Origin of the sequence: Cystobacter fuscus, from assembly GCF_044360685.1 — a bacterium.
GTDB classification, from domain to species: Bacteria; Myxococcota; Myxococcia; order Myxococcales; family Myxococcaceae; genus Cystobacter; species Cystobacter fuscus_C.
Window position 1 is genome coordinate 9,748,180 of the sequence record NZ_CP043491.1, and the last position, 14,145, is coordinate 9,762,324.

The following is a 14,145-nucleotide window of genomic DNA, read 5'->3' on the forward strand; positions in this document are numbered from 1 at the left end:
GTCGCAATCTCAGACGCCGCCGGGCGCTTCGGCCTGGCAGGAGCTCCATCATGTTCAACCTGCGTTCTCGTTTGCTGTCCGCGCTGACCCTGGCCAGCGTGACCTTCTCCTCCGCGTGTGGCCCCGCCGAGCCCACCGCCGACACCGACTCCCCCGCCGAGGCGCTGGCCTGGCGCGAGGATGCCGCGCTCGCCGAGAGCCTCAACACCACGCCCACCGCGGCGTGGTGGTACTACGGCCAGACCGCCGAACAGGTCTCGACCCTGGTGAGCGCCAATGACGCTCGCATCATCAGCCTCCAGGTGGAACAGGCCTCGCCGCTGCGCTTCACCGTGTCCCTGGTGAGGAACACCGGCACCTACGCCAAGGGCTGGTGGTGGTACTACGGGCTGACGGCCAGCCAGCTCTCCTCGTACCTCAGCACCAACAACGCGCGCATCGCCAGCCTGTCTCCCTATGAGATCGATGGCACGACGTACTTCGCGGCGGTGATGATCAGCAACACCGGCGCCGACGCCAAGGGTTGGTGGTGGTACTACGGCACCACCCCGGCGCAGATCAGCACCTACCTCCAGCAGAACAACGCGCGGCTGGTGGACCTCGCGAGCTACGCCACCAGCGCCGGTACACGCTACGCGGCGGTGATGATCAACAACACGGGCGCCGACGCCAAGGGCTGGTGGTGGTACCTCGGCGTCACCGGCAGCCAGATCTCCAGCTACCTCGCGCAGAACAACGGGTTCCTGACCGACATCCAACCCGCGGATGCCAGCGGCTCCACGTTCAACGTCATCATGGAGCAGAACCCGGGCATCGCCTGGTGGTGGTACTACGGCGCCACCTCGTCGCAGCTCGCGGACGCCCTGGCGCAGAACGGCGCGCGGCTGCTGGACGTGAAGACGTACACGTCGGGCGGCGTGCGCAAGTTCGCGGCCATCATGGTCAACAACTCGAACGCGGCCACCACGCGCATCGGCGAACTGATGCGCGACGGGACCGATGGAGACACGGGCCACTACGTCAAGCAGGTGGGCGGCTCCGTGCAGGCGTCCCTCCAGGGCAACCTCGTCTTCGAGCCCGCCAGCACCATCAAGGCGCTCATCGGTCTGCACGCCATGCGCGAGGTCGACGCCGGCCGTGCCAGCCTGAACCAGCTCGTCAACATCTACGCGCCGTCGTCCGGGAGCTGCCCCACCAGCACCATCACTGGCACGGAGACGCTGGGCAACGCCATCTACAACATGCTCGAGTTCTCCGACAACCAGCGCACCCGGGCGGTGATCGACGCCTTCGGCTTCGCGCCCATCAACCAGACGGCCGATGCCGCGGGCATGACCTCCACCCAGCTCAACCACTACCCGGGCTGCGGTGGCCCGGTGGCCAACGCGCTCACGCTGGCGGACGCTGGCCGCATGTACGAGGGCATCGCCAACGGCACGTTGCTGTCCGCCGCCAGCCGCACCGCCCTGTACCAGCGCATGCCAGAACAGGCGGGGGACTTCACCGGCATCCGGAGCGCGTTGAGGACGCTGGTGGACCAGGAGGGCGCGAGCCTCGGGCTGAGCGCCACCGCCCTCACCCAGTACAAGAACCGCCTCGTCTCCCACTACAAGGCAGGCAACTACACGTTGTGCGGTAGCGGCGCGTGCCTGGAATACATCTCGGTGGCCGGTGTGGCGGAGGTCCCCCGGTGCTCGCTCGGAGCGACGTCCACGCAGAACTACGTGTGGGGCATCTTCATCTCCGGAGCCAGCAACAAGACCGCGGCGAGCAATACCTTCCAGGCCGCCAAGGTCGAGCCCCTGCGCGAGCCCATCCGCGCGGCCCTCACCAACTGGGGCGGCTGCTTCCCATAGTCTCATACAGAGACAATCTCGAACCCGGCGGAGGCGGATATACCGCGCCTCCGCCGTCTTCGTTGCGGGGAACGGTGCATGACGGGCTGTTCAAACGCCCATGGAGTCACGCTCCAGTCAGATGTGTATGGCACACTCCGCTCCAACCTCCCTCAGGGCACCACCCTCCCAATGGAGCGATTGAACTTCCCCATGATGAATACATCCAGAACACCGCGGCTCGCGGTCCTCTTGTTAGCGACGCTCTTCTCGTCACTCGTGGCCTGCGGGGTCCATGAACCGGATAGGGACGACGGCCCGACTCCAGGCAACCCCGATGCCCCCACGGCGGTCGATAGCGGTACCCTGGATGCGGACGCCGGCCCACTCCCGAACGGCCCCGATGCCTCCACGCCCCTCGATGGCGGCGCCTCGGACACGGACGCCGGCCCGACCCCGGACGGCCCCGATGCCTCCACTCCCCTCGATGGCGGCGCCCCGGACATGGATGCCGGCCCGACCCCGGACGACCCCGATGCCTCCACTCCCCTCGATGGCGGCGCCTCGGACGCGGACGCCGGCCCGACCCCGGACGAACCCGATGCCTCCACGCCCCTCGATGGCGGCGCCACCACGTGTGGTGACGGCCTGAAACAAACCGAGGAGGCGTGTGACGACGGCAATACGTCGAGCGGTGACGGCTGTACGGCGACCTGCGACGTGGTCGAGCCAGGATGGGCTTGCGAGCTTCCGGGCAGGCCCTGCACCCGGCTGCCCGTGTGTGGCGACGCAAAGGTCGAGAGCCCCGAGACGTGCGACGACGGCAACACGACCGCTGGCGACGGATGTTCCGCCACCTGCACCCTGGAGCCGGGTTGGAGCTGCCCAGCCGCTGGTAGGCGCTGCCTCGCCGCGCTGTGTGGTGATCAGATCATCGCTGGTGACGAGGAGTGCGAGGACGGCAATGACCTCGCGGGAGACGGCTGCAGCAACGCGTGCCGCCTCGAGTCCGGATACAAGTGTGACACCATCGGCGAGCTGTGCGTCCGCACCGTCTGTGGTGATCAGAAGGTCGAGGGCACGGAGCAGTGCGACGATGGCAACAACAACCTGGGCGACGGGTGCTCTCCCCTGTGCATGCGCGAGCCCCGGTGCACCAACGGAACATGCCAGGCGGTGTGCGGAGACGGCATGCTCCTTCCCGGCGATACCACCGAGGAGTGCGATGACGGCAACACCCGCGCCAACGACGGCTGCTCTCCGGATTGCAAGTTCGAGGAGGGCTTCGTCTGCCAGTCCATCGAGCAGGACCCGCCCAACAGGGTAGAACTCCCCATCGTCTACCGTGACTTCCGCGGCTACGATCTGCCGGCCAACAGCGGCCTGCCGCGCGGCCACATCGACTTCGAGAACGCCAACGGCGCGGAGAGGGGCATCGTGACCAGCCTCCTCGGCTACGACGGCAAGCCCATGTACGCGAAGACCAACGTCTCCTCCGCCACCACCCACGGCAAGGCCGCGTTCGATCAATGGTACCGGGACGTGCCGAGCATCAACATGACGCTGGTCCAGACTTTCTCCCTGCTGCGCCAGCCGAACGGTTCATACCGATTCGAGGACACGAGCTTCTTCCCGCTCGACAACGCGGGCTGGGTCGCCCGGAACCTGGAGCACCTGCGCAATGGCAGCGACGGAGTCGCCCACAACTTCAGCTTCACGAGCGAGACGCGCTACTGGTTCGAATACAAGGGAGTCGAGGTGCTCGAGTTCTTCGGCGATGATGATGTGTGGGTATTCATCAACGGCCGGCTGGCACTCGACCTGGGCGGCGTGCATGGCCCGGAATCAGGCAGCATCAATCTCTCGCAGAAGGCCGCCGAGCTGGGCCTGCAGCGGGGGCGCATCTACGAGGTCGCGGTGTTCCAGGCCGAGCGTCACACCACGGGGTCCTCGTACCGGCTCACGCTCAACGGCTTCACCACGCGCCGCACCCAGTGCCAGCTCCTGTGCGGCAACGGCGTCATCGACGTGGGAGAGCAGTGTGATGATGGCAACAACACCTCCAACGACGGCTGCAGTGCCACCTGTCTGCTGGAAATAAGATGAGCGGACGCGCTCCGTAGCCCCATCATCTCCCCTGGCCTGGGGGACCCGCTCCCAGGCCCTTCTCGAGCGCACGCACATGTCCATGGATCCCCACCGCGAGTATTGCCGGCGTCAGCACCGCCTCCTGGCCCACCACCTGAGCATCGAGGCGTGGTGCGCGGGAGACGACTGCATCCTCCTGGAGCGCAACCACCTGGAGGAGTTCCTCAAGCTCGAGCGCTTCAAGAGCACCCGCGTGCAGTGGCTCCTGGAGGACATCAAGCCCTGGTTCAAGCACACGGAGCCCGTCTACGCCGGCCCCGAGGGCGACCTGTCCTCACTCGAGGCGCTGTACCTCTCGCGCGTGCCCATCGCCCGGAAGTTCCTCGTCCGGCCGGATCCCCTCAACGCCGACGAGCTGATCGCCTGGTTGAGGAACAACGGCCTGCGCATCAGCCTGCTGCATTCGATCAGCGCGGTCATTCCGCCATCGGAGGAGCAGATCGTCACCCGGCTGGCACTGCTCGCCTCGGGTCTGACGGAGCCGTGACGCCCCGCCCGGGGAGGCCATCTTCCCCGGACGGCGCGCGTCCCGCCGCGACTAGTCGACCCAGTGGACCTTGCCCAGACCGGCGGGGATCAGGTCGCACACGTAGAAAACATCGTCATACGGATAGTTGTCATAGACGCCCCGGGCGGCGATGCAGCGCGCCGACTCGGGATGCGGCGCGTTGAACTCGGCGGCGAGTTGCTGGCAGTACGCGTTGTCGCCCGGGCCCCCGCACTCCTCGGTGCAGCTATCGGCGCGGATCCACTGCGAGTTGTAGAGGGGGTAGGAGTCCGCCTCGGTCCAGCACAGTCCGGTCGAACACTGCGCGTCGGAGGAGCAGCCGGTGCCCACGGCGTTCAAGCCCTGCTTCTGCTCCGAGAGCACCTGGGGCTGCTCGGCCACCGTGCCGCCACAGGCCACGGGACCGAGCAAGGCGAACGAGAAGAGGGAAACAGAGGCCACGAGGATGTTCCGCATGGAGGAGAGCCTTTCCAGGTGAGGGGAAGGCTCGAGGCAATCATTTCTGGCGCGCTGAGCCAAGTCACGTTGTGGCGACTCCAAACATTCCCGTCTGCTAGAGAGGCACGAATGACCCTCCAGAACCGACGTATCCCTTGCGCCACACGCGTGGTGCTCACGACCAGCGCGGCCATGTGGCTCGCCGCGTGTGCCACGTCCGCGCCGCTGGACAAGACGCCCGCGCAGGCGAAGCCCACCGAGACAGCAGCCGCCCCGGCCCGCTCGCCGAAGCCCACCTACGGCAGCTTCGGCGTGGACACTGCTGGGATGGACACCTCCGTCGCGCCCGGTGACAACTTCTACCGCTTCGTCAATGGCACGTGGCACGACAAGGTCGAGATCCCCGCCGACAGGTCGAGCTACGGCATGTTCACCACGCTCGCGGAAGAGGCGAGCCGGCGCACGCGCGCGCTGATCGAGCAGTCCGCGAGCGCCAACGCGCCCGAGGGCAGCGAGGTGCGCAAGCTGGGAGATCTGTTCGCGAGCTTCATGGACGAGGCGGCCATCGAGGCGAAGGGCATGGCACCGCTCGCGCCCGAGCTCGGCCGCATCGCCGCCATCACCAACCGCAAGGAGCTCGCCGCCGCCCTCGGCGACACCCTGCGCGCCGACGTGGATCCGCTCAACACGGGCCACGTCAACACGGACCGGCTGCTCGGCCTCTGGGTGTCCGAGGACCTGAACGAGCCTTCCCGCTATGCCGCCTATCTGCTGCAAGGGGGCCTGGGGCTGCCGGATCGCGACTACTACCTCGTCGACAACGAGCGCTTCACGGAGGTCCGCCAGAAGTACCAGCAGCACATCGCCACCCTGCTGCGCCTGGCGGGCATCACCGACCCGGAGGCCCGGGCCAAACGCATCCTCGAACTCGAGCGTGACATCGCGCGGGTGCATTGGACCCAGGTGGACACGCGGGACGTGCTCAAGGCCAACAATCCCTGGCCCCGGGAGGAGCTCACGCGGCGCGCACCCGGCCTCGATTGGGACACCTACCTCGGCGCCGCGGGCCTCGGGCAGCAGCGCGAGTTCATCGTCTGGCAGCCGAGCGCGGTGACGGGAATCGCGAAGCTCGTCGGCGGCGCGCCCCTGCAGACGTGGAAGGACTACCTGACCTTCCACGCCATCGAGCGCGCCGCGCCCTTCCTGCCCAAGGCCTTCGTCGAGGAGAACTTCGCGTTCAACGGCCGGGTGCTCTCCGGCGCGCAACAGCTGCGCGAGCGCTGGAAGCGGGGCGTCGACGTCACCGGCGGGGCGATGGGCGAGGCCATCGGCAAGCTCTACGTCGAGAAGTATTTCCCGCCGGAGGCCAAGGCGGAGGCCGACAAGATGGTGCGCAACATCATCGCGGCGTTCGATCGGCGAATCGACTCCCTGGCGTGGATGTCCCCGGAGACGAAGAAGCGCGCGAAGGAGAAGCTCGCCACCCTCCAGGTGGGCATCGGCCACCCGGCCCGGTGGCGTGACTACTCGGAGCTGGAGATCGTGCGGGGAGACGCCTATGGCAACACCGAGCGCGCGTCGCGCTTCGAGTACCAGCGCAACCTGCGCAAGCTTGGCAAGCCCGTGGACAGGTCGGAGTGGTTCATGGTTCCGCAGCTCGTGAACGCACTGAACTCCCCGCAGCAGAACTCCATCATCTTCCCCGCGGCCATCCTCCAACCGCCCTTCTTCGACGCGCACGCGGATCCGGCGGTGAACTACGGAGGCATCGGCTCCGTCATCGGGCACGAAATCGTGCACAGCTTCGACGACGTGGGCGCGCAGTTCGACGCGCGCGGCAAGCTGGAGAACTGGTGGACCCAGGAGGACGCGGCGAAGTTCAAGGCGGCTGGCCAGGCGCTCGTCGCGCAGTACAACGCCTACCGGCCGCTGCCCGACGTCTCGGTCAACGGGGAGTTGACCCTTGGTGAGAACATCGCCGATGTCGCCGGGCTGGCGATCGCCCATGACGCCTACCGGCTGTCGCTGGGTGGGCAGCCGGCGCCGGTGCTCGATGGCTTCTCCGGCGAGCAGCGCTTCTTCCTCGGCTTCGGTCAGGTCTGGCGCAACAAGTACCGCGAGCCGACGCTCCGCCGTCTCCTGCTGACGGATGGGCACTCGCCGGGCGAGTACCGCGCCTCGACCGTGCGCAATCAGGACGCCTGGTACGAGGCCTTTGGCGCCAAGCCTGGACAAACGCTCTACCTCACCCCCGAGCAGCGCGTGCGCGTCTGGTGAGGAGGGGTGCGAAACGGCGTGATTCAGAAGAGGACTCTCTGAATCCGCCGGACGCTATGGCGATGGGGGAGTTGAATCGGGCAAAGCCTTCGAAAGACCGAAGGACGTGAGCGTGCGGTCGTGGCCGTAGTCGAGCCGCACGTAGAAATCCTCCACGTAATAGCTGTACACCCCGCTCATGTAGTCACGGGCGAAGGAGGCTCCCTTCTTGTCCCGGTTGATCTCGTCGAGCGTGGACCCACTGGAGATGGCGGCGCCATCCACCAGGAGCCGGCCCGAGAAGCTCTTGCGTGGCCAGAAGTCGGGCGCTCCCTCGGTGAGCGGGGAATGCATGGTGCGGCCGAACAGGACCGACAAGGACTCGGGCCCGGGAACCCGGGCGTCCTGGTCGTAGACGAAGAGCCCCAGCTCGTCCCAGGTGAGGATGCCCAGTTCCTCCCGACTGGGCGGACCGAGCACCTGTTTCCAGCGCTCGGTCGGCCCTTCCCAGGGAAGGAGTTGGCCTTTGTAGCGCACCGTGACTCCCTCCACCGTGAGGAGCGGTTGCGCGGCGGCAGGAGGGGGCACCGGGGCCGAGGGGGTGGACACGGGCTCCCGGCATCCCCCCAGCAGAAGCAGGACGCCCAGCCCCGCCCAACGAGAAGCCGTCACTGGCGAGCCCCTCCCATGAGCTGTCTAGCCCTGGCCATCATCTTCTTGAGGTGCTGGGAAGACTGCTTCGTCCACTCCGCCATCCAGCTCTTCGAGCCCAGGCGTGTGAGGGTCTCCCGATGGCCGGGAATCCACAGCTGCACGTGGTCGCGCATCCACCCGGCGTTGCTCTTGGGATCGAGGTGGGCAGGGTGCAGGAAATAGTGGGCGGCGGTGAGCACCACCTCGTCCGCGGTGGCCTTGCCAAGCCAGGCCCGCTGGAGGGTCTTGCCCACGTCCAGTACGGCGCCCGCCGCCAGGTTGGCCGCCAGGGCGTGCAGCGGGTGATCGTCATGGTCCTTGGCGAGCTGCGAGTGGGTCGGATCGGTACTGTTGGGATTGCTCAGGAAGGCGGTCTGCGCATCGTCGATGATGCTGCCCGCGGAGTGGACGATGCCTCCGAGCCTGCTCTTCATGGAGCGCAGCACCACACCGATCGTCTCGCAGCTCAAGGTGGCGACGACGGGGTACTTCCTCTCCAACTCATGCAGCCGCTCCAGCAAGCCCCCTAGCATGTCGCGGGCTTCGATGTAGCCCTGGTCCTCAAGGAGGATCAGGGCGATCTTCGACCCTGCGGTCGCCTCGCCCGCGATGCACTCATGCTCCTTCTGCATCGACTCGGCGATCCCCAGGGTGAGGCTCGCCATCGTGTCCAGTCCGCCGAACATGCCGCTGGTCAGCACCAGGGGCCGGGAGTCTCCCGCCTTGGCACCCCGCTGAGGCACCCAGGGCTCCACCCAGGCCCCGAGCTGGATGAGCATCAGCTCCACGAAGTTCGTGTGGCTGAAGAAGTCCTCCAGCGTATGCAGCGCGTGGCCGAAGTGCCGGTACCCTTCGCTCGAGCGGCCCAGCTTCACGGCCGCGCGCAGCTCGTTGCTCATGAAATGGAAGGCACTGTAGGCCGCCTCCTGGGCGAGGCCCCCGTTGACGCCGGGAATTTGGATGAGACCGGGCGAGTCCTGGCTCGTGAAGATGTAGTTGTGGCCATCGTGGGTCTTCTTGCGGCAGCCCACCTTCGAGTAGAGCTGCCGGGAGACCTCGGCCGTGACGTCGGTGCCGAAGTTGTAGCGCGCCAGTTCCTGCCACGTGAGGCCGTTGGCGCGCGCGATGCTGTCCAGCGTGTCCCCGTCCTTCACCCGGTGGGTGCGCGGTGGCTGGCCTCCGGAGAAGCCCTTGCTGCGGATGAAGTTCTTCATCTGCAGGGAGTTGACGGCCAGCTCCTCGGCGCGGCAGGCGCCGCGGAAGGCCGGGTCGATGGAGCGCTGATCCGTGATGCCGTTCGGATTGTCGATGTGCTCCTCGTTCCGGTAGACGCCCAGGCGCTGGGGGGTGACCTGGAACACGGGGACGTTGTTGCGCTTGGCATTGCCGAACTTCTCACGCGCCAGGACGTCCACGATGCGTGTGACGCTCTCCCGGGCCAGGCCCTTCGTGACCGGTTGGTCCTTCCTGCGGATGATCTTCGGATCGATGAGCTGCGAGTGATCGCGCAGCCAGTTGCCGAAGTAGATGGCCTTGCGGTCCGCGTCGCCGAAACCCGCCTTGTTCAGCGAATCCTCGATGGACTCGTGCCCGTAGGAGCCCGCGCGTCCGGAGCCCCGCCCCGCGCCGAAGTACTCCAGGCTCTTCGCGCGGGAGTCCTCCCACTGCTCCGGAGCGCTCACGAAGCGCTGGACGGCCGCCGTCATCGCTCCGAACTCCACTTCCAGGGCGACCGTTCCCGTGGCCGTGGTGTGACGGGCGAACTCGCGGTGCCGCTGCCCCCGGCTATAGCCGAAGTCGATGAGGGAGTAGGCCATCCGGGCTCCCTCGTCCAGGTGCGCATCCCCTCCGACGGAGGAATAGTGCGTGCGCAGCATCTGGTCCACGTGGTGGCCGTACTCCTCCGTGAGACACACGAGCAACTTCCAGGCCTCGGTGTTGTCGCTCCGAGCCCGGAGCACCAACTCGCGGGAGAGGAGGATGGAGCGGCTCTTGCCGTGATAGGCGGCCGGATGCCCGTCGATTGCGTCACGCACGATGACGAGCCGGGGCTGGGGCAAGGAGCCATCGAGCACGGCGGTGCGCAGGCGCTGGAAGGCGCTCGGAGGAATGTCCTCACCGAAGAGCAACCGCAGCCACGAGAGCAACTCGTCCGGCGTCATCGACGTGACGAGCGAGTGCAGTTCCTCCTGTGCCAGGGAACTCTGGAGCGTTTCTCCGGCCACCTCGACCCACGAGGAGCCGACGATGGAGGCTCGGAAGGGATTCGCGCGGCCCCGGGGGACTACGGCGTTGCGCTGAGAAGAGGCCGGACCGGGCACGAGCAACGGCCTCGTCAACGAGTCCTTCGATGGGAGCGTCATGTCGCTCTTCCTCGGCGATGGTGGCGGACGCGGAAGTGTCATTCCGCAAGTACGCTCCGGTCAAGCCACCAACGCGTCCTGCCGGCCTTCACGTGTCGAAGCGATACGTGGTCTCGCCGCAAGAAGCTCGCGTCGCGAATTGCTGGCAGAACCTGTTCAGCTCGGAATAGGAGGCCGTCGGCAAGACGCCCCGAAACTCCAGATGGGTCACGAGACAGAAGAGCGTGACCTCCAGGAAGCTCAGGTCCCGGTGTGGCGGGAGCGCGGCGAGCGCGGGCCTCGCGTTCTCCTCCAGCCACGACATCATGTCGGCCAGCCCCTTTCGCATCTTCGCGTGGTGGGCATTGCTGTCGCTGGTGCCGGCCATCCCGGCCATGATCAGCGCCACCTCCGTCGCCATGGCCTGAAGCACCAGCTCCTGCGCATTGGCGAGCAAGGGCTCGTCGAGGTCTTCTGGCCAGACCACGCGAGGTCTGGGACTCGCCCGCCGCCACAGCTCGCGACAGACATTGAGCGCACCGAACCAGACACCGCGGGACGTCCGCAAGACCGGTATTCGGAGCGCGGGGTTGCCGCCGTAGTCCTCCGGATTGGAGGACATGAGGTCGCGCACCACCTGGAGGGAGTAGTCGATGCGCATCTCCGCGGCGAAGATCCGCGTGACGCGCGTGAAGTGTGAACTCGAGCGGCCGATGAGAACGGGCCTGGCGAGCTCTTCGAACGCAGCGGGCATACGTGCTCCTCCCATTCCGGGAACCACACGAAGACTGTCACCGCCTCCCCCGAATGGCGAGTGACTCGTCGAGCAAAGGAGCACCCCACCCTTGCGCGCGTACCCGCTCGGGTGTATCCGGAGAATTATATGGGCTCCCATACAATTCGCCCCGCCCGAGCCAGGCCCGCCTCGGAGAATCCAGAGGAGGTGCGCACGTCGCTGGACGCGATCCGGCGCATCGTGCGGATGCTGCGCATGTCCGCCCGGGCCTCCGAGGAGCGGCTGGGCCTGAGTGGCGCGCGGCTCTTCGTGCTCCAACAGCTCGCGGAGGCGGGCCCCTGTTCCATCAACCAACTGGCCGAGCGGACGTTCACGCACCAGAGCTCGGTCTCGGTGGCGGTGAGCGGCCTCATCGAGGCGGGGCTGGTGTCGCGTCGGCCCTCGCCGGTGGATGGGCGGCGTGTGGAGGTGTCGCTGACGGCAGAGGGCGAGGAGCTGCTGCGCACCGCGCCGCCCATGGCCCAGACACAGCTCATCGCGGGAGTGCTCCGGCTGGAGCCGGACCAGCGCACCGCGCTCGCGCGGGGACTCGACGCGCTCGTGCGCGAACTGGGGCTGGAGAAGCAGGCCGCACCGCTCTTCTTCGAGGACGAGGCGCCCACGAAGCGGCGCCAGGGGAAACGACGCCATGAAAAGACCTGAGGTTCTCTCGCCCGAGGAGGGGCTGAACGGCCGGGACACACTGCCGGTGGCGCCCTCGATGGGGCCCACGTTGCAGACCGAGCCACGCGCGCCCCTCACCACGGGCCCCGTGGACGGCCGCGTGGTGTGGCTCTGTGGCCTGAGCGTGCTGCTGGCGATCGCCGCGGGGCTGGTGGCCCGGCTGCTCGGCGCGCTCATCGCGCTCATCACCCAGCTCGCCTTCTTCGGCCGGGTGTCGCTGGAGGAGGTGTCGCCCGCGGAGCACACGCGAGGCGCGTGGGTGCTCGTGATTCCCGTGCTCGGGGCGCTCGTGGTGGGGGTGATGGCACGCTATGGATCCAAGGCCATCCGCGGGCACGGCATCCCCGAGGCCATGGAGCAGGTGCTGCTCAACCGCAGCCGCATTCCTCCGCGGATGACGTTCCTCAAGCCGCTGTCGGCGGCGGTGGCCATCGGCACGGGAGGACCGTTCGGCGCGGAGGGCCCCATCATCGCCACGGGCGGCGCGCTGGGCTCGCTCGTGGGCCAGGTGCTCCGGGTGACGGCGGACGAGCGCAAGGTGCTGCTGGCGGCGGGAGCGGGGGCGGGCATGGCGGCCACCTTCGGGGCGCCGGTGTCCGCGGTGCTGCTGGCCGTGGAGCTGCTGCTGTTCGAGCTCAAGCCACGCTCGCTCATCCCCGTGGCGCTGGCCACCAGCACGGCCACGGCGGTGCGGATGCTCTTCGTGGGAGGCGCGCCGGCCTTCGCGGTGCCGGACGTGGCGGCGCCTGGAGGCGGAGCGCTGGCCTTCTACATCGCCCTGGGTGCGCTGGTGGGCGTGGCCTCGGTGGGGGCCACCCGGGCCGTCTATGCCATCGAGGACGCCTTCGAGCGGCTGCCCCTGCACTGGATGTGGTGGCCGGCGCTCGGGGCGCTCGCGGTGGGGGCGGTGGGGTGGTTCGAGCCGCGGACGCTGGGCGTGGGCTACACCAACATCGAGGCCATCCTCTCGGGGCGGCTGGTGGGCACGGCGGCGCTCGTCTTCTGCCTGTTGAAGTTCACCTCCTGGTCCATCGCGCTGGGCAGCGGCACCTCGGGCGGGACGCTGGCGCCGCTGTTCACCATCGGAGGAGGGCTCGGCTCGGCGCTGGGGGCGCTCGCGGTGGTGTGGGTGCCCGGACTGGGGGTGGACGTGCGCATCGCGGCGCTGGTGGGCATGGCGGCCATCTTCGCCGGGGCATCGCGCGCGCTGTTGGCCTCGGTGGTGTTCGCCTTCGAGACGACGCGCCAACCCCTGGGTCTGCTGCCCCTGCTGGGTGGCTGCGCGGCGGCCTATCTCGTCTCGGCGCTGCTCATGCGCCACTCCATCATGACGGAGAAGCTGGCGCGGCGCGGGGCGCGGGTGCCCACGGAATACGCGGCGGACGTGCTCGCCAACACGCTGGTGCGTGAGCAGGGACTGCGGCCCGTGGTGACCCTGAGGGCGGAGGACACGGTGGCGGCGGTACGCGCCTGGCTCGAGGGAGGGGCGGCGGGCACACGGCACCAGGGCTTCCCGGTGGTGGACGCGGCTGGACGGCTTCTGGGGGTCGTCACCCGGCGTGAGCTGCTGGCGGAGGCGGGCGAGTCCCGGCCCGTGCGCGAGCTCATTGGCAGGCCTCCCGCGGTGGTCTTCGAGGACAGCACCCTGCGCGAGGCGGCGGACCACATGGTGAGGGAGGGCGTGGGGCGGCTACCAGTGGTCAAGCGCGACGCGCCGTGGACGCTGGTGGGAATCCTCACGCGCAGCGATCTGCTGGCCGCGCACCACCGCCGGCTGCAAGAAGCCCATGAGCCCGAACGGGGATGGGGAGCTCCACGTCCATCCTCCTCGTCGGCTTGAGCACGCCTGCCCAGACGCCCTCCCCCAGGGGCATGGCGGGGCCTTGGACCACTGGACCGCCCCCTGGTCAATCTGGAGGGCCATTCCTACCTCAACAGGTGGGAGGTCCCATGCCAGAGAAGACCAAGCAACTGCGTGCCAAGACAGCCAAGGCCAAGGGCACGACAATGACGGTGATGGCCTCGGATACCGGCGAGGTCCCCGTCGGCAAGAGCGCCCACGCCCTCAAGAAGAGCCGCGGTGTCGTCGGCAGCACTCGGACCACCGAGCGCTCCGTCAGCCGGCGCCGCCCGCCCGGTGAGGGCAAGACGGCCCAGAGCCTCAAGCTGCCCCTGCCCGGGACCGGCAGCAGCACCTCGCGCCGCGAGACGATTCCGGACGAGGCCGCCGCCACCTATCGCCAGGGGCACCGCCGCAAGACGGTGGCCACCGAGGAGGCCGCCGCCTACCGCCGAGAGGAGCGTCCCAAGGTGCCGCGCAACGAGGCGAAGCAGCGCCAGGAGGCGCGCAGCAAGCGCGGCTCACCGGTCCAGGGCCGCAAGAAGGCCCCGAGCGAGATGGACATCACCCGCAGCGGAGGGCCGCGCAAGCGCCTCCCCCTCCATGGCGGTTGAGGCACCGGGCAC

The 14,145-nt window shown here is 68.1% G+C and carries 11 protein-coding genes; 7 read left to right on the forward strand and 4 right to left on the reverse strand.

The features are described 5' to 3' along the window. Nucleotides 1–50 precede the first annotated feature (50 nt). From F0U63_RS39940 to F0U63_RS39950, 3 genes are all read left to right on the forward strand, one after another. Nucleotides 51–1,856 (forward strand): serine hydrolase, encoded by a 1,806-nt coding sequence (locus F0U63_RS39940; RefSeq protein ID WP_395838683.1) that lies wholly within the window; start codon nt 51–53, stop codon nt 1,854–1,856. Between the two features lie 483 nt (nt 1,857–2,339). Then, nucleotides 2,340–3,941: a DUF4215 domain-containing protein gene (locus F0U63_RS39945; RefSeq protein ID WP_395848496.1), complete on the forward strand. Its 1,602-nt coding sequence runs from the start codon at nt 2,340–2,342 to the stop codon at nt 3,939–3,941. 76 nt (nt 3,942–4,017) lie between these two features. Continuing rightward, complete coding sequence (locus tag F0U63_RS39950; protein WP_395838685.1) at nt 4,018–4,470, forward strand: hypothetical protein; 453 nt, start codon at nt 4,018–4,020, stop codon at nt 4,468–4,470. 51 nt (nt 4,471–4,521) lie between these two features. Here the strand turns inward: F0U63_RS39950 and F0U63_RS39955 are convergent, their stop codons facing one another. After that, a complete protein-coding gene (locus F0U63_RS39955; RefSeq protein ID WP_395838687.1) occupies nt 4,522–4,947 on the reverse strand; it encodes a hypothetical protein in 426 nt (141 codons plus the stop codon). A 111-nt stretch (nt 4,948–5,058) separates the two neighbouring features. Here F0U63_RS39955 and F0U63_RS39960 point away from each other — a divergent pair, with 111 nt between their 5' ends. Beyond that, nucleotides 5,059–7,206 carry a M13 family metallopeptidase gene (locus tag F0U63_RS39960; RefSeq protein ID WP_395838689.1) on the forward strand — a complete coding sequence of 716 codons (2,148 nt, stop codon included), beginning with the start codon at nt 5,059–5,061 and terminating at the stop codon, nt 7,204–7,206. A 54-nt stretch (nt 7,207–7,260) separates the two neighbouring features. Here F0U63_RS39960 and F0U63_RS39965 read toward each other — a convergent pair whose 3' ends face one another. The 3 genes from F0U63_RS39965 to F0U63_RS39975 all read right to left on the reverse strand — a co-directional run bounded on the left by F0U63_RS39965 (nt 7,261) and on the right by F0U63_RS39975 (nt 10,974). Beyond that, nucleotides 7,261–7,857 carry a hypothetical protein gene (locus tag F0U63_RS39965; protein WP_395838691.1) on the reverse strand — a complete coding sequence of 199 codons (597 nt, stop codon included), beginning with the start codon at nt 7,855–7,857 and terminating at the stop codon, nt 7,261–7,263. Then, a complete protein-coding gene (locus F0U63_RS39970; protein WP_395838693.1) occupies nt 7,854–10,241 on the reverse strand; it encodes an HET-C-related protein in 2,388 nt (795 codons plus the stop codon). Before F0U63_RS39970 ends, F0U63_RS39965 begins: the two co-directional genes overlap by 4 nt. 88 nt (nt 10,242–10,329) lie before the next feature. Further along, a complete protein-coding gene (locus F0U63_RS39975) occupies nt 10,330–10,974 on the reverse strand; it encodes a glutathione S-transferase N-terminal domain-containing protein (protein WP_395838695.1) in 645 nt (214 codons plus the stop codon). Nucleotides 10,975–11,103: 129 nt separating this feature from the next. Here F0U63_RS39975 and F0U63_RS39980 point away from each other — a divergent pair, with 129 nt between their 5' ends. The 3 genes from F0U63_RS39980 (at nt 11,104) to F0U63_RS39990 (ending at nt 14,133) form a co-directional block, all read left to right on the forward strand. Next, the gene (locus F0U63_RS39980) at nt 11,104–11,658 is read left to right on the forward strand and encodes a MarR family winged helix-turn-helix transcriptional regulator (protein ID WP_395838697.1); all 555 of its coding nucleotides are present in this window, start codon (nt 11,104–11,106) and stop codon (nt 11,656–11,658) included. Further along, nucleotides 11,645–13,519, forward strand: a complete 1,875-nt coding sequence (locus F0U63_RS39985) for a chloride channel protein (RefSeq protein ID WP_395838700.1) — start codon at nt 11,645–11,647, stop codon at nt 13,517–13,519. Before F0U63_RS39980 ends, F0U63_RS39985 begins: the two co-directional genes overlap by 14 nt. A 110-nt stretch (nt 13,520–13,629) precedes the next feature. After that, the gene (locus F0U63_RS39990; RefSeq protein ID WP_395838702.1) at nt 13,630–14,133 is read left to right on the forward strand and encodes a hypothetical protein; all 504 of its coding nucleotides are present in this window, start codon (nt 13,630–13,632) and stop codon (nt 14,131–14,133) included. Nucleotides 14,134–14,145: the final 12 nt, after the last annotated feature.